The sequence below is a fragment of the Lysinibacillus sp. FSL K6-0057 genome (assembly GCF_038630885.1).
GTDB lineage: Bacteria > Bacillota > Bacilli > Bacillales_A > Planococcaceae > Lysinibacillus > Lysinibacillus fusiformis_F.
Map to the genome: position 1 here is coordinate 4967779 of NZ_CP152047.1, position 23192 is coordinate 4990970.

A 23192-nucleotide genomic window follows, 5' to 3' on the forward strand; every position below is an offset into this window, starting at 1 on the left:
TTTCAGAAAATTGTGTTGATTATTATTCATTTTCCTCTTAGAATCAGATTAAACATTTGAACGACTTAGGAGACTACTAGTAATAAAACCAATCCAGTAATTAGTTGTATTACAATTGAATAATGTCGTTAAAGGAGGAAAACTATATGAAACGAATTAGTTTAAGAAAGAAACTCATCTTTGCATTTTTAGTCATACTTCTCATTCCCGCACTTTTAATCGGGTATACCTCCTTTAAAAGTACCAAAAACCAAATTTTAGAAGAGCAGCAAGCAAGCGCCAAGGAAAGTGTGCGTATGCTTAATAGTAATATTACCAATACAATTGCTCCTAGAGTTCATGATATCGAATATTTTGCCAAGAAAATAAATGAATCTTATTTACAAGATGATAAAAAAGCTGAATTGAAAACTCTTTTTCAGGAATATGTAAATACACATCCAGAAGTGGAGCTGCTATATATAGGGACTGCGGATGGTCGAATCATTGATGAACCCGTCCATGACTATGCAAGTGATTATGATCCTCGGAAACGACCTTGGTATATAGAAGCCCTTGATAATAAAGGTCAAGTATCCATCACTTCTCCCTATATTTCAAAATCAACAAATAACATTGTTGTTACAGTCATGCAAACTCTTCCTGATGATTCGGGTGTAATTGCCATAGATTTAAATATCTCTCTTCTAAGTGCGCTGACAGATCAAACGCGTATTGGAGAAACTGGTTTTGCCTCTCTGTTAGATAATAATAAGCTCTATATTGCACAAAAGGGTAAGGAAAGTGGCTCAGAGGCAACAGAAGAATATGTTTCAAAGCTTTACGAAAAGCAGGAAGGTAGTATTACTGAAGGTGACCGTCATTTACGCTTTGAAACAAATGAAATCACAGGTTGGAAGATAATCGGTACAATGTTCATTGCAGAGGCTACTAATGCTGCTACCGCAACTTTTACTATTACATTACTCATTATTGGTATTTCTATTATCGTAGGGATTATCTTTATGCTCTCTATGATTAAATCTATTGTTAACCCTATTAAACAACTACAGCAGAGTGCTCTGAAAATTAGTGAGGGTGATTTGACGGAGTATATTGATATTCATACGAAAGATGAAATAGGACACCTTGCTGAAGCATTTATCTCAATGAAGGTTAGCTTAAAAAAGCTAATTCGCAATGTTGATCAAAGCTCACAACATGTTCAAACCTCTGCACAAGGTCTTTCAGCAAACGCAGAGCAAAATATTGCTGCATCTGAGCAGGTTACAGAGGCTATGCAACAGGTTGCTATTAGTACTGAAAAACAAACAACAGGAATCGATCAAAATGCTGTTTCTATTGAGGAGATTGCAAAGGGCGTTGTAGAAGTAGCAGATAGCGCACTACAAGTTTCAGACCTATCCAGCCAAGCCATCCAATTAGCGGAAGAAGGTAGTCAATCTGTTGAGCACACTGTTAATCAAATGGTTTCCATCCATGATTCTGTGGCTCAATCCGATATGATGATTAAATCCCTGTTTGATCGAACAAAAGAAATAGGCTCCATTATAGAAATCATTAGCGCTATTTCAGATCAAACGAATCTTCTTGCTCTTAATGCTGCTATTGAAGCTGCAAGAGCTGGTGAACATGGTAAAGGCTTTGCAGTTGTAGCAGATGAAGTGCGTAAATTAGCTGAACAATCTCATCAATCAGCAGGGCAAATTTCTACTCTTATTACAGGTATACAACAAGATACAGCTAAATCTGTACAAACGATGACAAAAGCTTCAGCAGACGTTCAACAAGGTTTACAGCTATCTGAGGACACGAAAAAGAAATTTACAAGTATCGTTGAAAGCCTTCGAGAAATGGCTCCGAAAATGGAAGATATATCAGCTTCTGCACAAGAAATGTCTGCCGTTGTAGAGGAAGTATCCGCAACTGCTATTGAACTGTCAGACCATGCAAAACTAAACGCAGCTGCATCTGAAGAAGTTGCCGCTTCAACGGAGCAAACATTATCCTCCATGCAAGAAATCGCCTCTTCTGCTAAAACATTACTCGATATGGCAGATGAATTACAAGGCTATGTAGATCGTTTTAATTACTAAATAAGAAAGCACGATGATACTTGGTTTAGCCCTATCATCGTGCTTTTTATCATGCTATTTAATTATTCATTTACCTCATGGCTAAATTGCCATTCAACGCCAAATTTATCTGTAAGTGAGCCGTAACATTTGCTCCAAAATGTTTCTTGAAGCTCCATTCTCACTTTACCACCATCTTTAAGCTTATCAAATGCTTGACGCATTTGCTCTTCATCATCGGATACAACAGCTAATGTGACATTATTCCCAGTGGAAAATGGCATGCCTGGAAATGTATCTGAGAACATAATTCTACTACCAAATACAGAAAGTCGTGTATGCATGACCAGATCTTTTGCTTCTTCTGGTAATGGATAATCTGGATTTTGTGGTGTCTCTCCAAACGTCATAATTTCAGCCTTGTCCGTATTAAAAACGTATTCATAAAACGCTACTGCCTCTCGACAATTTCCATTAAAATTTAAATAAACCTCTACTGCCATTTCCAACACTCCTTTGTCATTTTTTGAAGCAATTCTATTGTACATGGATTACAAATCATAACACAAATTATAACTAGAATAATTCATCTTCAAACTAAGCTTGCTTCTCTACTTTTTAAATTTTTTATTTATTTTCGCAAAAGCTTTGACATTTACTCAAAAATCATGTAAATTACCAAATGGCGAACAATTTAAATTAAATCTTAAAAAATATTCGTATTTTAGGAGTGTATATAATGGATAACGTATTTGACTATGAGGATATTCAATTAATTCCCGCAAAATGTATTGTAGAAAGTCGTTCAGAATGTGATACTTCAGTTACTTTAGGTGGACACACATTTAAACTTCCAGTAGTACCTGCAAATATGCAAACAATTATCGATGAAAATCTAGCTAAGAAACTTGCTGAAAACGGTTACTTTTATATCATGCACCGTTTCCAACCAGAAACTCGTCGAAACTTTATTCAAGAGATGCAAGGAAATGGCTTAATTGCTTCTATCAGCGTTGGTGTAAAAGAAGAGGAATATACATTTATCGAAGAATTAGCAGTTGCTAATTTGGTACCTGATTTTATTACAATTGATATTGCACATGGTCATTCAAATGCTGTTATTCGTATGATTCAACATATTAAAAAGCATTTACCAAACAGCTTTGTCATTGCAGGTAACGTAGGGACACCTGAAGCGGTGCGTGAGCTTGAAAATGCTGGTGCAGACGCTACGAAAGTTGGGATTGGACCAGGTAAAGTATGTATTACTAAAATCAAAACAGGTTTTGGTACTGGTGGCTGGCAACTAGCTGCATTACGTTGGTGTGCAAAGGCTGCTACAAAACCAATCATTGCTGATGGTGGTATTCGTACACATGGCGATATCGCTAAATCTGTACGTTTTGGTGCTTCAATGGTAATGATCGGTTCATTATTTGCTGGTCATGAAGAATCACCTGGTGAAACAATCGAAATCGAAGGTAGAACAGTGAAGGAATACTTTGGCTCTGCTTCTGAATTCCAAAAAGGCGAACGTAAAAACGTCGAAGGTAAGAAAATGTACGTTGAACATAAAGGTAGCATCAAAGATACTTTAATCGAGATGCAACAAGATTTACAGTCATCTATTTCTTATGCTGGTGGCACAAAGCTAGAGGCTATTCGAAATGTTGATTATGTAATCGTGAAAAACTCTATTTTCAACGGAGATAAAGTGTACTAATTAGTGTATACCCGCTAACATCACCCCAATCAAGAGCCACTTACTCTTGATTGGGGTGATTTTTTGGAGACCTATCTCTTTTAATGTGATGAATTAAAATATGGTATTTATTTTCAGAATTTTCTATTTTATTAAAAAACTATATATTATAATAGAACTATATTGAAGTAATGAAGGGACGGAGGTTGTTTCTAATGAAGTCAGTACGTAATAAACTTGTTAGTCTTGCCATTATAGTTATTCTACTATCAACAGGACTAGTTGGAACCGTCAATTATATTGTGGTGAAAGGAGAACTCGATCAGGTAGGTCGAGATAGTCTTAAAAATGGCACACTTGGCATACTTGAATTAATTGCACAGTTAGACACTCAAGTTCAAAATGGGAAAATAACGCTAGAGGAAGCTCAGGAAAGTGCAAGAACACAGATTGTTGGTAAAAAAATTGAAGATAATAAACGATCCATCGATAATCCTGTCAAATATGGAGATAATTTTTATTTCTATGCTTTCCAAGATAGCGGTATGGTTGAAACCCATCCATCTCTTGAAGGACAAGATATTTCAGATTTACAAACAGGTGATGGACGCTATTTTGTAAGAGAAATGATTGAAGCAGCAAAAGCCGGAGGAGGATATGTACGTTATGATTGGGCTCTTCCCTCAAACCCTGAAATAGTTGCGCCTAAAATTACTTATGTGGAAATGGACAAGCATTGGGGTTGGATTATAGCAGCTGGTACATACGAAATGGACTTTAATGCAGGTACTAATAATGTTTTATATTACACACTGGGTATGACAATCCTTGCAACGATTATTGGTGTATCACTCTTCTGGTTCTTCTCTGGACGAATGACAACCTATATACGAAAAATTATGGTGATCACATCTGATATTGCTAAAGGCAAGCTAACTGGTGATGACATACCTGTTACTACAGAGGATGAACTAGGCATACTAGCTAGTAACGTGAATAATATGAAACATAGCTTGCATGAAATGGTCAACAACACAAAGGATAGTGCATCCCAAATGCGAGTTTCTTCAGAAATGCTGAGTGCCATTACAGAGGAAACTACTGCTTCTGCTGACGAAATTCATCAAGCAATCAATGACATCTCTAAGGGAGCCGTTGTACAAGCTGAAGAAGCAGAAATGGCCATTAGTAAAGTTGAAACTCTGTCCTCACTTATCTCAAATGCTACAGATAAATATGGTGAGATTACTGAAAATATGAATATCATTAATCAATCTCAAGAAAATGGTAGACAAAAAGTAGATGTATTACTGCAAAATTCAAGTGAATTTACACAAGTAATTGAGGAGTTACGTACAAATTTCTCAAGCTTGACGAGCCAAATGAAAGAAATTCATCAAGTGGTACAAACCATTACATCCATTTCTGAACAAACAAACCTATTAGCACTAAATGCAAGTATTGAGGCAGCACGTGCGGGAGAACATGGTAAAGGATTTGCTGTCGTAGCTGAGGAAGTCCGCCATTTATCAGAGGATACAAATGAAGCCACTAACCGTGTTAGAAATCTATTACAGCGTATTGAGGTTGATACTGCTAATTCAGATGCAAAAATGATACACACGCTCCAACTTTCACAAAATCAGGCAATGTCGATTACGGAAGTAAAGGGAGCCTTTACTTTCCTAGCAGATTCCATTCATGATATTACAAAGCACCTTGTTTCTCTAGACAAAGGAATGAATGACATGGCGGAAAATCGAATAGTTGTGATGAATGCTATTAATGAAATAGCAAGTGTCGCTACACAATCTGCCGCAGCTACTGAACAAATTAACGCCTCCATTGACGAACAGAAGTCAGCGGTGACGTCTATCATGCACTCCTCTATGGAGCTTCATACTGAGGCAGAGCGTATGTACGACTTAGTAGAACGCTTTACATGAAAAATACCATATAAAAAAGAATGCTACGCATATCCGTAGCATTCTTCTTAACATTATAGTTTGTTAATTACTGCGTGGATTGTTTCCTTAAGCTCTGCATCATGATCAGCAAGATCTACAAGGTTTCCTAGACGTTCACGTAATACAGGGCGCTCAATTACTAATTTTTCATCAAGTACTTGTACCAATAGCTCGATAATAAGACGATCACGAACATTTAACGCTTCTTCTAAACGTTCTGGTGTAATTTTCGCATCAGTTTTTGCAGCTTTTGCCATTTTAAAAACCCCTTTTATATTTTATATTCATGCACATCTATTTTAGCATACCACTAAATTATTTTGAAAACTTTCTTTCATAAAAATATACCAAAACTTTACAAAAACAACAGAAAAGATTTACGGCAAATTGTTATATTTATATCATAATACTCTACTACTCAACCATAGGATGATGTATTTACTAAAATCGATTGGAGGAATTGGATGAATCAAAAAAATACGACTTATTTACAGCTCATTAAAGCTGTGCCAAAATCTCTACAGCTATTTCTCAATGTTTGCCTTGTACTATTAGCACTCATTCTTTCTTTTTTGTTATTTAAGGAGCTAATTGAATTTCTTAAAATATTACTATTTGCTAAGGAAGATGGTGATTATAAACTATTCCTTGCCAATATTCTTATTTTCTTTTTATATTTTGAATTCATCACAATGATTATTAAATATTTTAAGGAGGACTACCATTTTCCACTCCGATACTTTATTTATATCGGTATCACAGCGATGATTCGATTAATTATTGTGGAGCATGACCACCCTCTAAATACTCTAATCTATTCATTAATTATCCTAATCCTAATCATAAGCTACTTTATTATTAATATCACGCCACTTGAAAGACCAACACGTTCATCCATTCTCATCAAAAAAGATTAAAAGCTCTCACTACCATTCTAAAATGCCGATATACATGTAGGCTTTTCAAACACATAGAAAAATTGCTGTAAAGCCTGTAAATATTGATTATCACTAATCTGTATTTGACTAAGCATAAATAGCTCTTGGACCGTTACTACACCCATTACCAGTGATGAAAGCTCAGCCACATCTAACGTGACTTCAACGTCATAGCTACCACTTTCTATCATTTTAATTGTGCCGTTAACAGCTTCAACAATGAGTTGCTGATTATTTTTAGCAAGTAACGAATCCGTAACATTCAATTTGAATGTCAAGGTGACACCGTTAAAATTGCGTGTTCTTAGCTCTTCAAAAAAGCCTTTCACATTAATAATACGGTACATTAGTCCAACCCCAGACACAGCACTTGCGTGGTAGACACTTGGAATCAAATGATTTGTCCCATTTCTTACATCCCCTAAAAAGAAATGTACATTTTCTTCTTGTGTATTCCATTCAATTCGGTTTACCTGGTCTGCTTGACTGTTTAAAAATGTACTAAGCTCTAACAAAGCCTCAGGAGTCTCGTAGATCCACTCTTTAATCACCAAATTATTTAGCATAAAATTACTCTCGCTTTGCTTATTAAAAGAAAAAACAATATAGCCCTGTACTGTACCCTCCTGTTCCATTGCAATCACATAGTTGTTTGGATTATTAAAAATAAAGGATAGCTCCGGTTGTGTTTTAAAAAACATCCCATGTTTTTTAGCTACTACCCTGTTGTAGCAATCTATTAGCTGTTGCTGATCTGCAACTGTCAAATATTTTAGGTGCTTTTTGGTTGGCCCTTTAGGGAAGCTTAAAGGCTCTACCAAGTATTGATAGATTTTCGGTCCATAGCCAAAACCCATTTTCTTATAAAAGTCTGGTCTAAACGGATACAAAGCCACAAAATGAATATCTTTTTCTAAAAAGATGTTAAAGAAATGTTGGATTAATTCTTTTGCAACCTTCTCTTTTTTATGTAATAAGTCAACTGCAACAAGCCCTACCCCACCGATTGGTAGCATTGTAGAGAACAGGTTCATTTGAAAGTCATGTAGTCGCATACCGCCAATGAGCTTGTCATCTTCCCATAGTCCATAATACTGAAGAGATTCATCATTGCTTTGATTTTGCATAAAGTGCTTTGTCAGCTGTTCTTTTGTTGTGTGTGCCCCATCCATTCTTCCTGGATAGGCTCCTATAACGATATTCACAAAGGATACAAAATCTTGTTCTTTTACTAATTTCTCTACAACTCTCATCATGTCCCCTCCATTTTCACATTGTTGCATGTTATTTATGAATTTTTATACCCCATAATAACATATATTACCACGACAAAATAATGAGTACTGAAAATGAGTAAAGGAGGAAAATGTATGACTTTAATTGATTCTTATATTCACGAAGTGTCTAAAAGGCTACAAAAAAATAAACGTGAGAAAATCAAGATTGAACTAAAAGCTACAATTGAGGATATGTTGCCAGAGCAATATTCAGAATCCGAGGTGAAGGAAGTACTCAAGAAACTTGGAAGCCCTGTAGAGGTTGCTGCAAGCTATCAGGATACTCCCCGTTTTTTAATTGGTCCAGAGATTTTTGATCAATATACAAGAACCATCAAGCTAGTTATTCCTTGGGCAATTCTCATTACGATCATTGTTCAAGTAATAGAGAAAATGGTGCTCTATTCGGGAGAAGAAGCACTTCTCACAGCCATTATTACAGCCTTTGTGGGAATCATTGTTGCCATTATTGCTGTATTATTTCACGTATTGTTTTGGGTTACGGTTATTTTTATCATTAAGGAACGCTCTGGTGCTGAAAAGATTTCCCTACCCATTTTGAAAGATACCAAGCAATGGTCACCTGATGATTTAGTACAGATTAAAAAGATTCCCAAAGATAAAATCATTACTTTAAGTGACACAATTTTTAGCCTTCTAGGAATCATTATTTTTTCTTTTGTTTATTGGAATGCCTATCGTCTTTTAGGTATTTATACAACAAATGACAACGGGAGCTTGAAATTTGTTATGCCAATCTTTAATCAAAATATTTTACAATCGTTTGTTCCTGTAGTCTTACTATGTATTATCCTTAGTCTCACTTTAACTTTTTTAAAATGGCGTGCGGGTCAGTGGACAGTGCCTATCGCCATCACTAATGCACTACTTCAAAGTGTAGGAACGATCGTGTTTATTTTAATGGCGATGCACCAAGATTTTATTCATAGTGCCTCCATTCCATACATGGCTGCTATCCTAGAAACAACATCAGCTAAGGTTGCCTTTACTATAGATAAAATCCTACTATTTAGTATAATTATTGCTGTTTTAGCAAATGCATTTGATATCTATCAAGGATTTAAAAAAGCGAGAGTATAAAATCCCCCTATTGAAATCGCTAAAATACCTTTATTCTCTGATGTTTTGTATAATGATAAAGTTGAAAGTATTTTATATACATGAAAATAATCTGCACAATTCAATCAGAGTAAGGGGAAATTACTATGACCATTCTTCTAGTAGATGACAATCAAGTCAATTTATTTGTCATTGAAAAAATACTAAAAAATGCAGGTTATGATAACTGTGTTTCTCTTTCATCTGCTTATGAGCTATTTGATTATTTACAATTAGATGCACCCAATCCGACAGGAAATTCAGTAGATTTAATTTTGTTAGACATTATGATGCCGGAAGTAGATGGTATTGAGGCCTGCAAACGTATTAAGCAAAATGAGAGATTGAAAGATATTCAAATCATATTTGTCACAGCACTCGAGGATAAAAATAAACTGGCAGAAGCCCTAGACATCGGTGGCGTAGATTATATTACAAAACCAATTAATAAAACAGAGTTACTTGCCAGAATGCGTGTTGCCTTGCGTTTAAAAGCGGAATTAGACTGGCACACACAGCATGAAAAGAAAATACAATATGAACTAGATTTAGCCACCCATGTACAAAGAAGTCTTCTTAGTCCACCATTAAATGAGAAGGACATCCGTATTGAGGTTTCCTATTTACCCTCCTCTAATTTAGCAGGGGATATGTATTATTGGTACAAAATAGACGATCATCGTTATGCCATCATACTATTGGATATGATGGGTCACGGTATATCTGCAGCGCTTGTTTGTATGTTCATCTCCTCTGTTCTAAGAGAGGCGGTTAAGCAATTGATCGAACCCGAACTTGTCATCAAGGAACTGAATCGTTATATGACACTATTGCAAGATGGTAAAGAGAATAATCTTTATTATTTTACAGCGATTTATTTAATCATTGATACAGAGCACAAAACAGTCGAATACATAAATGCTGGCCATCCTCCTGGCTATGCACTAATCGATGAAAAAACATGTATTCCATTAGATCAGGGTAGCTGTGCAGTCGGCTTCTTCGATGAAATTAAAGTGAAAAAGCAATATATTCAATATGAGCATGATATTCAAATTGTGTTATTTACTGATGGTGTATTAGAGGCGATGGGACCTTGTGAAATAGAATCCGAAAAGCATTTGCAAACGCTAACATCCTCCAAGTGGGATTATTCACAATGCCTAATCGATAACCTATTACCTAAGGATAAACAAGAAAATCAGCCTGATGATATGTGTGTATTAATGATTCAAGCTAGCACTAATTCTATATAAATAAAAAAGCAGAGGCTGGGACATAACTCATTTTATTGAGAAAAAGCAAAAAATGAATGTTATTTTTGCGATTTATTAAAGTATATGTGTTCTAATAACGCAAAAAAATGTTAGACCAAACTTGTAAATGGTCTAACATTTTTTCTTTTGTCCCAGCCTCTTATGTTGTTGAAAAAGATCATGTCACTAGCAAAAAAAAGACCTTTTAGCAAGGTGAGGGGTTGATTTCCGTTCCACCAGCGTCCTTTCCAGGGGGCGTCCGATGAGCCGCTTCACTCACTTCCGTTCGCTCCAGGGTCTCCTCTGTGACGCTAAATCCCCTAGGAGTGACGCTGGCTCCACTCCAATCAACCATTCTGCAAAAGTGGCTTTTCCTTATCTTTCATACTAGCTAGCCGTAGTAATCAAATTAGCCCATGATTTGTATAATTAGATAGGCTCTTATTTTCAATGTGTAATGACAACACCTTTTCATAAAGAGTAGTGAAGACCTTCACTTTATTTGAAAACCTTTGCTAAAAAGTTAATATTTTGTAGGTTGGAGTGGAGGGCTACTTGACTCCCGTGGGATAGCGAGACAGGCAAAACTCTAAACGTAGCGGTAGCGGAGGAAGCGATTCGGCGCTCGCCCACAGGAAAGCAAGTAGCCTGCAACGGAAACCATTTTCACCTTTCACAAAAATTCTATTGATGGTTTTGTTTTTCAACACTATGAGAGGCTATCAATTAAAGATAGCCTCTTACTCGTTAATACATTTTTTGATAAATTCTTTCGTTGCCTGCAATTTCACTATATTTTGAAATGACCTCTTCAAATCGCAATGTTTCTTTATCCCCTAAGCATAAAAATCCTTCGTCACTTAGACTTTCATAAAACAATTGATGTACCTGACTCTGCAGCTTAGGTGAAAAATAAATAAGAACATTTCTGCACAGGACGACATGAAATTCATTAAATGAATGATCTGTTACTAAATTATGTTGAGCAAAAATAATATTTTTCAATAATGTTGGATGGAAGTAAGCATATTGATAATCTGTTTGATAGTATTCTGAAAAAGCATGGGCACCTCCAGCCAGCATATAGTTTTTCGTATATGCCTGCATTTTATGAATTGGAAAAGCACCTTTCTTAGCCTTTTCTAATACTTGCTCATTCATATCTGTTGCATAAATAACAGCTCTCTCTATAAGCCCCTCTTCCTGCAGCAAGATGGCCATAGAATATACTTCTTCACCTGTCGCACACCCTGCATGCCAAATACGGATTTCTGGATATTCTCGCAAAACTGGGATGACCGTTTCACGAAAAGCTTTAAAAAAGCTAGGGTTACGAAACATCTCCGTTACATTTATCGAAAAATCATTCAATAGCTGCTCTAAAAATTCTTTATCATGAATGACCTTTTCCTGTACGCGAGAAATCGTTGGAATGTTATTGATCCCCATTCTATTGTAGATTCTACGCGAAATGGATGAACGATTATATTGACGAAAATCATAACCAGATAAACGATAAATAGCCTCTAGTAACAAATCAATTTCTAAATTTGTCTGCTTATTTAATTGTATATTTTGCTCCAAAGGCTGAAATTGTTCCATGTTCATTAACTCCCCTTAGAAACCAACCATACTCTTAAAACTGATATTAATTGATCTAAATTTAATGGCTTACTAATATAATCAGATGCACCTGCCTGCAATGATTTATCACGATCATTTTTCATCGCCTTAGCAGTCAATGCAATAATCGGCAAATCAATACGCTTCATTTGCTGACGAATTATAGTCATCGCTTCATAGCCATCCATATTAGGCATCATGATATCCATCAGAACAAGATCGATATCAGGATTAGCTTGCAAGACCTCTAAACATTCTAGCCCATCTTTGGCAACTAGAATATGCATATCTCTTTTTTCTAATGCTGTTTTCAACGCATAAATATTACGGTTATCATCATCAACGATTAAGATATTCTTCCCTTGGAAAACCTCTACCTCTTGTTGAAGAGCTTCTTCCATTGCTTGTGGTTGCTCTGGTGCTTCTTCCTCTTTCACCGTCGTAGCAGCCACTTCGTTCATGGCAAGCTTTTGGCAATGCTCCTCTTCGATTCCATTTGGTAGACTTGGAATTGTTAATCTAAAGCTACTACCTTGACCTTCAGCGCTTTGCAACGTAATCCAGCCACCAAGTAATTTGGCAAACTCCTTACAAATAGAAAGTCCAAGGCCTGTTCCACCATATTTTCGAACTGTAGCTCCATCTGCTTGCTGGAATGATTCAAAAATCAGCTGATGTTTGTCTTTCGGAATACCTATTCCTGTGTCTGAAACAGTAATTTCTAGCCAATCTGTACTTATATCCTGCATATTGTTTGTTAGTTGTTGTGGTGTAAGCTGGTTAATGTCTAATGTGACAGATCCATTCTCAGTAAATTTAAAGGCATTAGATAATAAATTCTTTAAGATTTGCTGGAATCTCTTTTCATCTGTATAGAATATATCTACTACATGATCTGCCTTTGAAATATGGAATGCTAAGTTTTTCTTCATCGCAACTGGTGCAAAGGTATGTTCAATTTGCACAGGTACTTCGCTCATATTGACTTCATTAAAAATAATATCAAGCTTTCCAGCCTCGACTTTAGATAAATCTAAAATGTCATTGATTAGAGCAAGCAAGTCCTCTCCAGAAGAATGAATAACTTTAGCAAATTCTGCTTCCTCGTCTGTTAGGTTGTGATGGCTATTTTCTGCTAACATCTCTGATAAGATTAATATGCTATTTAAAGGTGTTCTTAATTCATGTGACATATTCGCTAAAAATTCGGATTTGTAATTGGAGTTAAGAATAAGTTGCTCTGCACTTTCTTCTAATTCCTTCTTCGCCTTCTCTAGCTCTCTTGATTTAGACTCAGCCTCTTTCGTGCGCTCTTCAAGCTGCTCATTAATCATTGTCAGCTCTTCCGTCTGCATTTGTAATTCCTCTGATTGTGTCTGAAGCTCTTCTGATTGAACCTGTAATTCCTCTGTCATTGCTCTCGATTCATTTAATAGACGAACAATTTCCATACGCCCTAGAACGCTATTCACTGTTAGTCCAAAGGTTTCAGTGACTTGTCTAACTAATTCTTGCTGTAACTTACTGAATTTAGCCATTGTTGCTATTTCAACAACCGCTATGACTTCATTTTCAAAAATAATAGGAATCAATAAAATATTTTGTGGTCTTATTTCACCTATTCCTGTTCTAATTAAACGATATTCTTTTGGAATATTATCATAGAATAATACTCTTTTTTCTAATGCACATTGACCGATTAATCCCTGTCCTATTTTAAAGCTCTCCATGCCAACACCATCATCCATGTCAGCAAAAGCAGCCTTTTTCACAAATTGTACTTGGTTCTCTGTTACTTCTCGAACATAGAATGCGCCAAGTGATGCTTGTGTTTTCTGCGCTACTTCTGACAGGAAGGTTTCCGCCAATTTTGTAATTGCTGAAATGCCTTGATAATTTGTCACGATTTCAGCAACATTACTTTGTAGCCATTCTCTCTTTTCCACTGACTCTAAAAGATTATTCGTTGCATCAGCAAGTTCATTCACTTCATCATTAGTATTCACATGGATTCTTCTCTTGAAATCACCTTTTGTAGCGGCTATTTCCTGAATCGTTTGTGTTACTTCCGTTATCGTTTTTACTATCGAACGGGATATTCCACTAGCTATTGCAATGGCTATTGTAGACACTAAAATTAAGATCCCAAATAAACCACTTGTTAATTTATTATTTTGTTTGTCTAACTGACTTGCCTTTGCCTGTGTATAAGCATTTTCAGTGGCGCGGAATGAATCAAATAATTTGCGCATTTTCTCCATATCTTGACGACCATTATCTACTTTAAAAAACTCATTTAATGCTTCTACATTATTATCCTTTTTATATTGAATAGTCGGCTCGCCTGCAGTGGCAATCCAATGTTCAATTGTTTCCTCAATCTCTTTTAGTTTGTCCTGCTGATTTGGTTTATCTTTCATTTGTTGATAGAGATCATTAAAATCTATTTTCCAATTCTCAGCTGCATCATCATAGGGTTCCAAATAACTTTGCTTACCTGTAATGATGAAAGCACGCTGACTCGATTCCATATCCAATATATATTTTTCAATTTCGTTCGTTAAAGATAGAACATTGGAATCGTACTTAATAATATAATTTCTTTCCTTTTGCAGAGATGTAATTTGATTATTTAATATGACAACCGTCGCAAGTAAGCAAAGAATGATTACGATATAACCTAATGTAATCTTTGAGCGTATACCCAATTTCAATCTATTTAACATTTGGTTTTCCTACCTTTACCTTTCTTGAACTCTATTATTATTACTAGTATACATGCAAAAATAACTGATTAGCTCTTCTTTTAGGACTCGTAACAAGAAATTTTGCTTATTTTGTATTAATAAGTCTATGCATTTTTCATATACATTTTATATTGAACTATTTCTAATTAAGGAGAGAAAACATGTGGATATTATCGTAAGGCCAGGAGATTCACTTTGGCATTTCAGTGAAGTGTTTAAAATACCTCTTCAACTCATTTTAGATTCCAATGAAAATATAAATCCCCAATTTTTAAGAGTTGGACAACGCGTTCGTATTCCTGGTTTTGTGACCAACAACTATCAAATTAAACAAGGGGACTCTTTTTGGCGGATTGCCCAGAGTCGAAACCTTCCCCTAGTCGCCCTATTACTCGTTAATCCTGGTCTCAATCCAAATCGCTTACAAATCGGTCAAATGATTCGCATACCTCAACGGATTACATGGCGTTTAGTTGAAGGTAAGCAAAATTACACGTATACCCATATGATGAATGATCTCAGAAAGCTCCTTGATGCCTATCCTTTTCTTCATAGTTCAAACATTGGCAGTTCCGTTTTAGGGAAAGAGCTACCTGAGCTGACAATTGGCCATGGTGCAAAACGTGTTCACTATAATGGCTCCTTCCATGCGAACGAATGGATTACTACACCTATTATTCTAACATTTTTAAATGACTATTTGCTCGCTCTCACCAATCAAAGTAGTATTCGTGGTATTTCTCCATTCTCTCTTTATCAGCAAGCATTCCTTTCCATCGTACCAATGGTGAATCCTGATGGAGTTGATTTAGTGATACAAGGCCCACCAAATGATGAAGCGTTAAGAAATCAACTGATCGCATGGAATAATGATAGCGCTGATTTTTCTGGCTGGAAAGCAAACATTCATGGAATTGATTTAAATGACCAATTTCCTGCAGAATGGGAGCTTGAAAGTGCCCGTAATCCAAAAACACCAGGGCCAAGAGATTATGGAGGTGAAAGACCATTATCTGAACCTGAAGCCATTGCAATGGCTGATTTGACCAAGCAACGTGATTTTTCTAGAGTATTAGCCTTTCACACACAGGGACGCGTCATATATTGGGGCTTTGAAAATCTAGAGCCCCCCGAATCAGAGGTTCTTGTCAATGAATTTAGTAGAGTAAGTGGCTATGAGCCCGTTCAATCTGCTGGAAGCTATGCTGGCTATAAGGATTGGTTTATCCAGGATTGGCGTAGACCTGGCTTCACTGTTGAGTTAGGCAGTGGCACAAACCCTTTACCAGTCAGTCAGTTTGATGACATTTACGAGGAATCTTTAGGGATTTTTCTTGCTGCGTTGTATATGTAAAAAGAGTAATCAAACTCCATTCACTAAGAAACAGTCCTTTTGGGCTTTTCTGCGAATGGAGTTTTTTTATAGGAAGGTCTCGTCATGGCTAAAAAAGTGAAATAAATTACTTTGACAGACAGAGTAATGTTTGTTACTATTACTCTGTCAGATAGAGCAATAAATTAAAGTAGGTGACTTATGGTTCGCAGTGATATTATCCGAGGACATTTGGATTCGATTATTTTACGGCTAATTTCAGAAAAAGACCGTTATGGCTACGAAATTTCTCAGGAAATAAGTCTCCGTACAAACAATCGGTTTCAAATCAAGGAAGCAACTTTGTATGCTGTTTTTCAACGTCTCGAAAAAAAGGAAATTATTGAAGCCTATTATGGAGATGTCTCACACGGAGGCAAAAGAAAGTATTACCGTATTACCTCATTAGGTAAAGCCTATTTAAATGAGCTAGTGAAAGAATGGTCGGAAGTAAAAGAAATAATCGATTTATTTATGGAGGGCTTAGAATGAAAAGAATAAAAAACCATATTGATGAGCTTTTTAAAGACATTCCTCGTAATAACGAAACGGAAATGGTTAAACAAGAAATCATTGAAAATCTCGAAGAAAAAGTATTTTATTTGATGGATCAAGGGAAAGAACAAGAAGATGCCATCAATAAAGCCATCGTAGAATTTGGAGATATTGAAGACTTAAAGCAAGAATTAGGTGTTAAAGAGCCAGCAAAGAAAAACATGGCAAAATTAAATCTAGAATTTTCAATTTGGGGTAGTGGCTTAATCATTGCATTTTTTATTTTTATTAATCTTTATTACACACCACATACAATTTGGGCAATCTATCCGATTTTCGCCATTCTTTGGTGGCCTTTATCTATGTACTTTGTGTGGTCCCGCAAGAAATGGGGTGAATAAACATGAGGAACTTTATTAACTTTTCTATAGCTGGGAGCTTGATGACAATGGTTTTTTTAGGGATTGTTAATTATACGACATCTCCTCAAACAATGTGGTTTATATACCCATGCTTATTGCTACTACTATGGCCAATTACTTTATTCTTTATGGCTAAAAAATTGTATAAACAATACTCAATCGTTTGTAGTGCCTTAATTATTGCGTTTCTTATAGTTGAAAATTATTTATACGCACCGAATCATTTATGGTTTGTCTATGCTATTTATCCAATTATCTGGTGGCCAATCCTAATGTACTTAGATGAAAAGGCTAAAACGTTAAAAACAGCACTAATTGGCTGTGCTTCTACAATCATCTATTACACTATACTGAATATCATTGTATCTCCTCAATACCCTTGGGCAATTTATCCTGCATTTTTAGTGATATGGTGGCCTCTAGCCTTATATCACGCACAACGAAAAACCTTTGTAGCATTCTCCGTTACAGCTACTATACTAATTAGTATCTTTTTCATTACAGTTAACGTTGTTTCTTCACCAAATGTTATATGGGCAATCTACCCTGTTTTTGTTACGCTATGGTGGCCTCTAAGTATGTACTTTTATGTGTATAAAAGAAGAATGTATCATGCTACTTTTATGAAACGCATGTAAAGAAGGTATTCTATGAAAACTTTTAAAAAGTTCATTAAATATCTTGTCTTAATCATGACCTCATTACTTTTATTGGCACTTGTATTTCCAACATGGACATCGTTTGTTTAATTGCTATATAATTTACTTATTAAATATTTTAACGGACGTGATTATATGGCAGAAAGTCTAAACAATGTAGAAATTATTATGAAAGAAATGCTAGAAATACAGCAGAAGTCAAAAATGTTTGTAGATCTTTTATCTGAAGGGGAAGCGTTATCACAAAACCAATTAATATTGCTTCTGCAACTAAAAATAAATGATGGGATGAAGGCAACAGAAATTGCTGATTTCTTTAGTGTAACCCCCGGAGCTGTAACTTCCATGTGCGATAAATTGGAAAAGCTAGAGCTAATACAACGAATTAGAGAAAATAATGATCGACGTGTGGTCATCATGGCTTTAACAAATACTGGTGACATGAAAGTCCAAGAAATCTTTTTAAAGTTTTCTCAGGATAAACTGATAGACATGGCCAATATCTTACGTGAAGTAAACCAATTAATGAATAAAATTCTTTAGGATTTCAACAAATTGAAATCCTTTTTTTATTGCTCAACTTTTAGGCAATGCTTTTGTTCTTGACAAATGGAAGTTACATATAATTTAATTAATATATATTTTAATAATTAAAATATATATTAATTAAATTATAATGAGGTGAATTTTTTGTTTCAAAAACTCCGTACCCTAACACAAACGAATGGCTCTATTAAACATTTGAATGCTGGTTATGAACAATTAAATATTCGAGGAGCTGTATCGCTACATCAAGAAGTACACTTAAAAAAAGTGTCCACACATGGTCATAGCTCCTTTTATTATCCAGTTACTGCGCAGGTATTTAACAGCACTGGCTCGTGTGCATTAAAGGATTATTGTGAAATCGAAGAACTGACAAATGCCGGTAATATTAAAATACGTAATGGTCTAATCCAAAAAATCAATAGTTCTGGAAAACTAATGGTTGAGGGGGAATTACAAAGCGAGCAATTTGACGCTATAGGTATAGTGAAGGCTGCGGAAATAATCGCTCATCATTTTCATTTGAAGTTATCAGGAGAAAGTGAAATTGGCAGGTTAATGGCTGAAAATGTGATCATCGAAAAGGATAGGATGACGCTCCTTCCATTATTTAAGAAAATGTTACGTTGTCACACGGTAAGCGGTAAACACCTACAATTCTCTAATACAAAGGCTGAGTTTGTGGAAGGTGAAGTGGTACAAGTGGGGGAAAATTGTGTAATCGGGACACTTTCCTACACAGATGATTATTCGATTGCTTCAAGTGCAAAGGTGCATCACATTATACGGAGGGAAAAAGAGTGACACTCCTAAAAATGCTAAAGACTTTTTTTTGCTTATTAGCTTTAGTGGTATTATCTGTACTTTATGTTGGATTACTTTTCAGTGCTGGCTTATCCATAATCGCTGGCTTTTTACGAACATTCGGACTGGAACAAATTAAAATGGGCCTCTGGTATGGTGTAGCTCTTCCAGTTATGTTCAGCATCCCCTTCTCACTGTTAATAGCTCTACTGCTGTTCTTTTGTGCCACATATATTAAACGTTCTATAGTTTTTTGTTTATCAAACCTTCGAATATAGAGCAATAAAAGAAGTAAGCATATTTTTGGGCGGAGTATGCTTACTCTCAACAACTTTAAATTAAATTTATTACAAGAACACATAAAATATTGAACAGCATGAAGGATCATTTTATTAGCTGATTCACATTTTTATCAGCACGGCTAAAGCTCCCCCTCAAGAAAATGGATAAGGTATATTTCTGGTCTAGCAAGAAATTCTTTAAAACTACATAAATCAGCATATTCCTCATGCTCTACATCATAGCACCCCACTTGCCCCTCTCCTTTTGGATTCCAGACTATTTGCAAATCAGAATAATTGTCGATATTTGCGGAAAGAAGAAGGAGCTTTCGACGACCCAACTTCATCTCAATTGTATCGGTTAGTTTAAAAAAATCGATATAGTGAATGCCATAGTCATTTGGTGCAAGTTCGAGATGCAATCGATCGCCTGTCAGAAAATTCACCAATTCATCTGGTAATTTGTATTTTTTTAATGCCTCTTTTTTGTTCTCTAAAGTATGAAATTCAATAGGTTCTAGAGCCTTCAAATAATTTGCTAGTTCCATATTTTTCATACCTACTGCAATTGTATAAGCCCTCTCCCCATCTTTCTCCGCTAAAGTGACATTTGCACCTCGTTCAATCAAGTATTTCACCATAGCGATATTACCCATTCGTGTTGCAATTGTTAATGGTGTTGCCTCATAGGGATAGACCATGTCAGGCTTTTGATAATTAATATCTACTCCGTGATCAAGTAAATAAGTGACCGTTTTCCTGTCAAAATTCGACACAGCCTGACGTAATACAACTCCCCCATGCAGCTTTATATCAAGTCCCAATTCATGAATAAGTGGGATATTTCTTTTATTGCCATAGTACGCCTGAGAGTAGGCCCCAGATCCAACTTGATTACAGCCATCTAATCTTGCCCCTTGTTCAACAAGGTAACGTACGATAGTTTCCTTACAATATCGAACAGCTCTTAAAAAAGCAGGATTTTTTTCCACATTTAAATTGACCCCATATTCAACTAATAATTTTACTACCTCAAATCTTTGTGCAATCAATGCTAAATCCAACGGGCTTAATGATGTATGCGGACTTAAACGTATCTCTTCTTCAATATTCCAGCCTTTATCCCTCGCAGCCTGCAAAGCAGTAATATTGCCAGTATAGATATGCATTGCAAGCTCTGGTAGTTCTTGAAATGTTCCAATATCTTGTAGCTTAATCATCTATAGATGGGCTCCCTTCTAACATTTATAAAAAGTATAGAAAACAACCACTTACAAAACAATGGGACATAGAGCTATAGTGTCATAAAATACAAGGCAAGATTTATATTAATTTTGACGGTTCTTTTATTAAAAAGAACACAACTGGATTAAAAATTTCCCAGGAAAGGATATATTCTAATTAAAAAGAGCTCTCAATCTGAGTAGATTGAGAGCTCTCATGTTGTTGAAAAAAGATGATGTCAACGGCAGAAAAAGTAACTTTGCAAGGTGAGAGGTTGATTTCCGTTCCGCCAGCGTCCTTTCCAGGGGGCGTCCGATGAGCCGCTTCACTCACTTACGTTCGCTCCAGGGTCTCCTCTGTGACGCTCAATCCCCTAGGAGTGACGCTGGCTCCACTCCAATCAACCATTCTGAAAATGTCTTTCATACTAGTAGTAGTGAACAAAATAGCCCACTATTTGTCTTATTAGAGAGAGGAGAGGCACTTATTTTTAATGTGAAGAAGTGATGCGTGACAACACCTCTTCATAAAGAGTAGTGAACACCTTCACTTTAGCTGAAAACCTTTGCTAAAAAGATAACACTTTTGTGGGTTGGAGTGGAAGGCTACTTGACTCCCGTGGGATAGCGAGACAGGCGAAGCCCTGCACGGAGCGGTAGCGGAGGAAGCGATTCGGCGCTCGCCCACAGGAAAGCAAGTAGCCTGCAACGGAAATCCATTTTCACCTTTCAATTGACTGTTTTGTTTTTCAACATTAAAAAAGCTCTCAATCTGAGTAGATTGAGAGCTCTTTCTTAAACGCTTACATGACTTACTTTTATTTTAAGCCAAGTGCTTTATCTGTTGTTGCATGTAATTCTTTTAGAAGCTCTGGGTTTTCTGCTAATGATAAACCATAAGATGGAATCATTTCTTTAATTTTTGGTTCCCACTCCTTGATATGTTGAGGGAAACATTTATTAAGAACCTCAAGCATAACATGTACAGCAGTAGATGCACCTGGTGAAGCTCCAAGTAAAGCTGCAATCGAGCCATCAGAAGCACTTACAACTTCTGTACCGAATTGAAGTGTTCCTTTACCGCCAGCTTCTGTATCTTTAATAACTTGTACACGTTGACCAGCTACGGTAATATCCCAATCATCGCTCTTCGCATTTGGAATGAACTCACGTAGTTCTTCCATACGTTGTTCTTTTGAAAGCATAAGTTGTTGGATTAAATATTTTGTTAATCCCATTTCTTTTACGCCTGCCGCTAATAATGTTGTGATATTATGCGGTTTTACTGAAGCAAATAAATCCATATTTGAACCTGTTTTTAAGAACTTCGGTGAGAAACCTGCGAATGGTCCAAATAGTAATGATTTTTTATTATCAATATAACGAGTATCAAGATGCGGAACTGACATTGGTGGAGCACCAACTTTTGCTTTTCCGTACACTTTTGCATGATGTTGTTCAGCCACTTCTGGATTATTACATTGTAAGAATAAACCGCTAATTGGGAATCCACCAATATGTTTCCCTTCAGGAATACCTGATTTTTGTAGTAATTCTAGGCTTCCTCCACCAGCTCCAAGGAAGACAAATTTTGCTGAATGATATTCCATTTTACAGCCGTCTAAATCATGCACACGTACTTCCCATGTACCATCACTAGCTTGTTTTAAACTTTCAACACTATGATTGTAGTTAACATCAACATCTTTTGCTTTTAAGTGGTCAATTAACATACGTGTTAAAGCACCAAAGTTAACATCTGTACCAGTGTCAATTTTCGTTGCAGCAATGTCTTCACCAGCAGGACGATTTTCCATAATAAGTGGAATCCATTTTTTTAGTGTTTCAGGGTCATTAGAAAATTCCATTCCTTCAAATAAAGGATTTTTTGTCATCGTTTCATGACGTTTCTTTAGAAACTCAACATTTTCTTTCCCTTGTACTAAACTCATATGTGGTAAAGGCATAATGAAGTCTTGTGGATTATTGATCAGCTTATTGTTTACAAGATACGACCAGAATTGTCTTGAAACATGGAACTGTTCATTAACATTAATCGCTTTTTTGATATCGATTGATCCGTCTTTTTTCTCTGATGTGTAGTTCAGCTCACATAATGCAGCATGTCCAGTTCCCGCATTGTTTAATTCGTGAGAACTTTCTTCGCCTGCTTTTTCAAGCTTTTCAAACACTGTAATTTTCCAATCTGGTGCTAATTCTTTGAGTAATGTTCCCAAAGTTGCACTCATGATTCCGGCACCAATTAAGATAACATCTGATTTAATTTGTCTGTTACTCATTTTTACCTTCCTTATATATTAAGATTTGCAGAAAGGATGTAAGCACTCCCACTTTAGAAGTACTGTAGCCATGGAGCAACCTTGGAGCACACCATTTCTGTATCAATTATTACCTTATTGCAGTTTATCACAATTAGTTCAAGAATAAAATATCAACTATTTATATGAGAGTTATCAGCTTTTTTCGAGCCTTTCCATTCATAATTCAAGCAAAAAAATCACTTTTTGTTCTAAATAAAAATTGAATAATTTAAGCTTAATGGAATAATCGGCCTAAAAATGGTTGACATTTTCATAAAAAATAGGTTCTTTTTATTATTATATCTGTATAATAACATAAAATATGTAGCTCGTCTTGTTTCTGAACTAACTTCCATCCTTCAAGC

General features: G+C 35.9%; 20 protein-coding genes. 12 read left to right on the top strand and 8 right to left on the bottom strand.

Features of this window, described 5'->3' with window-relative positions:
• Positions 1-146: 146 nt before the first annotated feature.
• On the top strand, positions 147-2096 hold the full coding sequence (locus MHB40_RS24875; protein ID WP_342533632.1) for a methyl-accepting chemotaxis protein: 1950 nt from the start codon (positions 147-149) through the stop codon (positions 2094-2096).
• A gap of 62 nt (positions 2097-2158) precedes the next feature.
• On the opposite strand, the gene MHB40_RS24880 is transcribed toward MHB40_RS24875, so the two are convergent.
• Entirely contained in the window at positions 2159-2578 is a 420-nt protein-coding gene (locus MHB40_RS24880; protein ID WP_342533633.1) for a VOC family protein, read from the bottom strand.
• A gap of 236 nt (positions 2579-2814) precedes the next feature.
• On the opposite strand from MHB40_RS24880, the gene guaC reads away from it, so the two are divergent.
• Together guaC and MHB40_RS24890 are read left to right on the top strand one after the other, a co-directional pair.
• Positions 2815-3798, top strand: coding sequence for a GMP reductase (gene guaC / locus MHB40_RS24885; protein WP_342533634.1), 984 nt, complete (start codon positions 2815-2817; stop codon positions 3796-3798).
• Positions 3799-3992: 194 nt separating this feature from the next.
• Positions 3993-5723, top strand: coding sequence for a methyl-accepting chemotaxis protein (locus MHB40_RS24890; RefSeq protein ID WP_205446230.1), 1731 nt, complete (start codon positions 3993-3995; stop codon positions 5721-5723).
• 53 nt (positions 5724-5776) lie between these two features.
• Here MHB40_RS24890 and MHB40_RS24895 read toward each other — a convergent pair whose 3' ends face one another.
• Complete coding sequence (locus MHB40_RS24895) at positions 5777-6001, bottom strand: hypothetical protein (RefSeq protein WP_004233486.1); 225 nt, start codon at positions 5999-6001, stop codon at positions 5777-5779.
• A 207-nt stretch (positions 6002-6208) separates the two neighbouring features.
• Here MHB40_RS24895 and psiE point away from each other — a divergent pair, with 207 nt between their 5' ends.
• A complete protein-coding gene (gene psiE, locus MHB40_RS24900; protein WP_205446231.1) occupies positions 6209-6661 on the top strand; it encodes a phosphate-starvation-inducible protein PsiE in 453 nt (150 codons plus the stop codon).
• 17 nt (positions 6662-6678) lie between these two features.
• Here psiE and MHB40_RS24905 read toward each other — a convergent pair whose 3' ends face one another.
• A complete protein-coding gene (locus MHB40_RS24905) occupies positions 6679-7938 on the bottom strand; it encodes a GNAT family N-acetyltransferase (protein WP_342533635.1) in 1260 nt (419 codons plus the stop codon).
• A gap of 114 nt (positions 7939-8052) precedes the next feature.
• Here MHB40_RS24905 and MHB40_RS24910 point away from each other — a divergent pair, with 114 nt between their 5' ends.
• Both MHB40_RS24910 and MHB40_RS24915 read left to right on the top strand, forming a co-directional pair.
• Positions 8053-9060, top strand: coding sequence for a hypothetical protein (locus MHB40_RS24910; protein WP_342533636.1), 1008 nt, complete (start codon positions 8053-8055; stop codon positions 9058-9060).
• 125 nt (positions 9061-9185) lie between these two features.
• A complete protein-coding gene (locus MHB40_RS24915) occupies positions 9186-10334 on the top strand; it encodes a fused response regulator/phosphatase (RefSeq protein ID WP_342533637.1) in 1149 nt (382 codons plus the stop codon).
• A 747-nt stretch (positions 10335-11081) separates the two neighbouring features.
• On the opposite strand, the gene MHB40_RS24920 is transcribed toward MHB40_RS24915, so the two are convergent.
• Together MHB40_RS24920 and MHB40_RS24925 are read right to left on the bottom strand one after the other, a co-directional pair.
• Positions 11082-11936 (bottom strand): protein-glutamate O-methyltransferase CheR, encoded by an 855-nt coding sequence (locus tag MHB40_RS24920; RefSeq protein WP_205446234.1) that lies wholly within the window; start codon positions 11934-11936, stop codon positions 11082-11084.
• 5 nt (positions 11937-11941) lie between these two features.
• Positions 11942-14683: an ATP-binding protein gene (locus MHB40_RS24925; RefSeq protein ID WP_342533639.1), complete on the bottom strand. Its 2742-nt coding sequence runs from the start codon at positions 14681-14683 to the stop codon at positions 11942-11944.
• A gap of 184 nt (positions 14684-14867) precedes the next feature.
• Here MHB40_RS24925 and MHB40_RS24930 point away from each other — a divergent pair, with 184 nt between their 5' ends.
• The 6 genes from MHB40_RS24930 (at position 14868) to MHB40_RS24955 (ending at position 19002) form a co-directional block, all read left to right on the top strand.
• A complete protein-coding gene (locus MHB40_RS24930; RefSeq protein ID WP_342533640.1) occupies positions 14868-16058 on the top strand; it encodes a M14 family metallopeptidase in 1191 nt (396 codons plus the stop codon).
• A 180-nt stretch (positions 16059-16238) separates the two neighbouring features.
• Positions 16239-16568 carry a PadR family transcriptional regulator gene (locus MHB40_RS24935; RefSeq protein ID WP_004233468.1) on the top strand — a complete coding sequence of 110 codons (330 nt, stop codon included), beginning with the start codon at positions 16239-16241 and terminating at the stop codon, positions 16566-16568.
• Positions 16565-16972 (top strand): permease prefix domain 1-containing protein, encoded by a 408-nt coding sequence (locus tag MHB40_RS24940; protein ID WP_342442069.1) that lies wholly within the window; start codon positions 16565-16567, stop codon positions 16970-16972. Before MHB40_RS24935 ends, MHB40_RS24940 begins: the two co-directional genes overlap by 4 nt.
• Before the next feature lie 2 nt (positions 16973-16974).
• Complete coding sequence (locus MHB40_RS24945; RefSeq protein WP_342533641.1) at positions 16975-17631, top strand: hypothetical protein; 657 nt, start codon at positions 16975-16977, stop codon at positions 17629-17631.
• A 156-nt stretch (positions 17632-17787) separates the two neighbouring features.
• Entirely contained in the window at positions 17788-18195 is a 408-nt protein-coding gene (locus MHB40_RS24950) for a MarR family transcriptional regulator (protein ID WP_342442071.1), read from the top strand.
• A 138-nt stretch (positions 18196-18333) separates the two neighbouring features.
• Positions 18334-19002: a hypothetical protein gene (locus MHB40_RS24955; RefSeq protein ID WP_342533642.1), complete on the top strand. Its 669-nt coding sequence runs from the start codon at positions 18334-18336 to the stop codon at positions 19000-19002.
• 61 nt (positions 19003-19063) lie between these two features.
• On the opposite strand, the gene MHB40_RS24960 is transcribed toward MHB40_RS24955, so the two are convergent.
• The 3 genes from MHB40_RS24960 to MHB40_RS24970 all read right to left on the bottom strand — a co-directional run bounded on the left by MHB40_RS24960 (position 19064) and on the right by MHB40_RS24970 (position 22806).
• The gene (locus MHB40_RS24960) at positions 19064-19231 is read right to left on the bottom strand and encodes a hypothetical protein (RefSeq protein ID WP_342533643.1); all 168 of its coding nucleotides are present in this window, start codon (positions 19229-19231) and stop codon (positions 19064-19066) included.
• 192 nt (positions 19232-19423) lie between these two features.
• Positions 19424-20503 carry an ankyrin repeat domain-containing protein gene (locus tag MHB40_RS24965; protein ID WP_342533644.1) on the bottom strand — a complete coding sequence of 360 codons (1080 nt, stop codon included), beginning with the start codon at positions 20501-20503 and terminating at the stop codon, positions 19424-19426.
• Positions 20504-21324: 821 nt separating this feature from the next.
• Positions 21325-22806: a malate:quinone oxidoreductase gene (locus MHB40_RS24970; RefSeq protein ID WP_205446243.1), complete on the bottom strand. Its 1482-nt coding sequence runs from the start codon at positions 22804-22806 to the stop codon at positions 21325-21327.
• Between the last annotated feature and the right edge of the window lie 386 nt (positions 22807-23192).

What these genes read in the sequence shown, in the direction of transcription:
- guaC (WP_342533634.1), top strand. Translation starts at nt 2,815, where the DNA reads ATGGATAACGTATTTGACTATGAGGATATTCAATTAATTCCCGCAAAA.
- MHB40_RS24880 (WP_342533633.1), bottom strand. Translation starts at nt 2,578, where the DNA reads ATGGCAGTAGAGGTTTATTTAAATTTTAATGGAAATTGTCGAGAGGCA.
- MHB40_RS24970 (WP_205446243.1), bottom strand. Translation starts at nt 22,806, where the DNA reads ATGAGTAACAGACAAATTAAATCAGATGTTATCTTAATTGGTGCCGGA.
- MHB40_RS24895 (WP_004233486.1), bottom strand. Translation starts at nt 6,001, where the DNA reads ATGGCAAAAGCTGCAAAAACTGATGCGAAAATTACACCAGAACGTTTA.
- MHB40_RS24925 (WP_342533639.1), bottom strand. Translation starts at nt 14,683, where the DNA reads ATGTTAAATAGATTGAAATTGGGTATACGCTCAAAGATTACATTAGGT.
- MHB40_RS24890 (WP_205446230.1), top strand. Translation starts at nt 3,993, where the DNA reads ATGAAGTCAGTACGTAATAAACTTGTTAGTCTTGCCATTATAGTTATT.
- MHB40_RS24945 (WP_342533641.1), top strand. Translation starts at nt 16,975, where the DNA reads ATGAGGAACTTTATTAACTTTTCTATAGCTGGGAGCTTGATGACAATG.
- MHB40_RS24965 (WP_342533644.1), bottom strand. Translation starts at nt 20,503, where the DNA reads ATGATTAAGCTACAAGATATTGGAACATTTCAAGAACTACCAGAGCTT.
- MHB40_RS24940 (WP_342442069.1), top strand. Translation starts at nt 16,565, where the DNA reads ATGAAAAGAATAAAAAACCATATTGATGAGCTTTTTAAAGACATTCCT.
- MHB40_RS24950 (WP_342442071.1), top strand. Translation starts at nt 17,788, where the DNA reads ATGGCAGAAAGTCTAAACAATGTAGAAATTATTATGAAAGAAATGCTA.
- MHB40_RS24935 (WP_004233468.1), top strand. Translation starts at nt 16,239, where the DNA reads ATGGTTCGCAGTGATATTATCCGAGGACATTTGGATTCGATTATTTTA.
- MHB40_RS24910 (WP_342533636.1), top strand. Translation starts at nt 8,053, where the DNA reads ATGACTTTAATTGATTCTTATATTCACGAAGTGTCTAAAAGGCTACAA.
- MHB40_RS24875 (WP_342533632.1), top strand. Translation starts at nt 147, where the DNA reads ATGAAACGAATTAGTTTAAGAAAGAAACTCATCTTTGCATTTTTAGTC.
- MHB40_RS24915 (WP_342533637.1), top strand. Translation starts at nt 9,186, where the DNA reads ATGACCATTCTTCTAGTAGATGACAATCAAGTCAATTTATTTGTCATT.
- psiE (WP_205446231.1), top strand. Translation starts at nt 6,209, where the DNA reads ATGAATCAAAAAAATACGACTTATTTACAGCTCATTAAAGCTGTGCCA.
- MHB40_RS24920 (WP_205446234.1), bottom strand. Translation starts at nt 11,936, where the DNA reads ATGGAACAATTTCAGCCTTTGGAGCAAAATATACAATTAAATAAGCAG.
- MHB40_RS24905 (WP_342533635.1), bottom strand. Translation starts at nt 7,938, where the DNA reads ATGATGAGAGTTGTAGAGAAATTAGTAAAAGAACAAGATTTTGTATCC.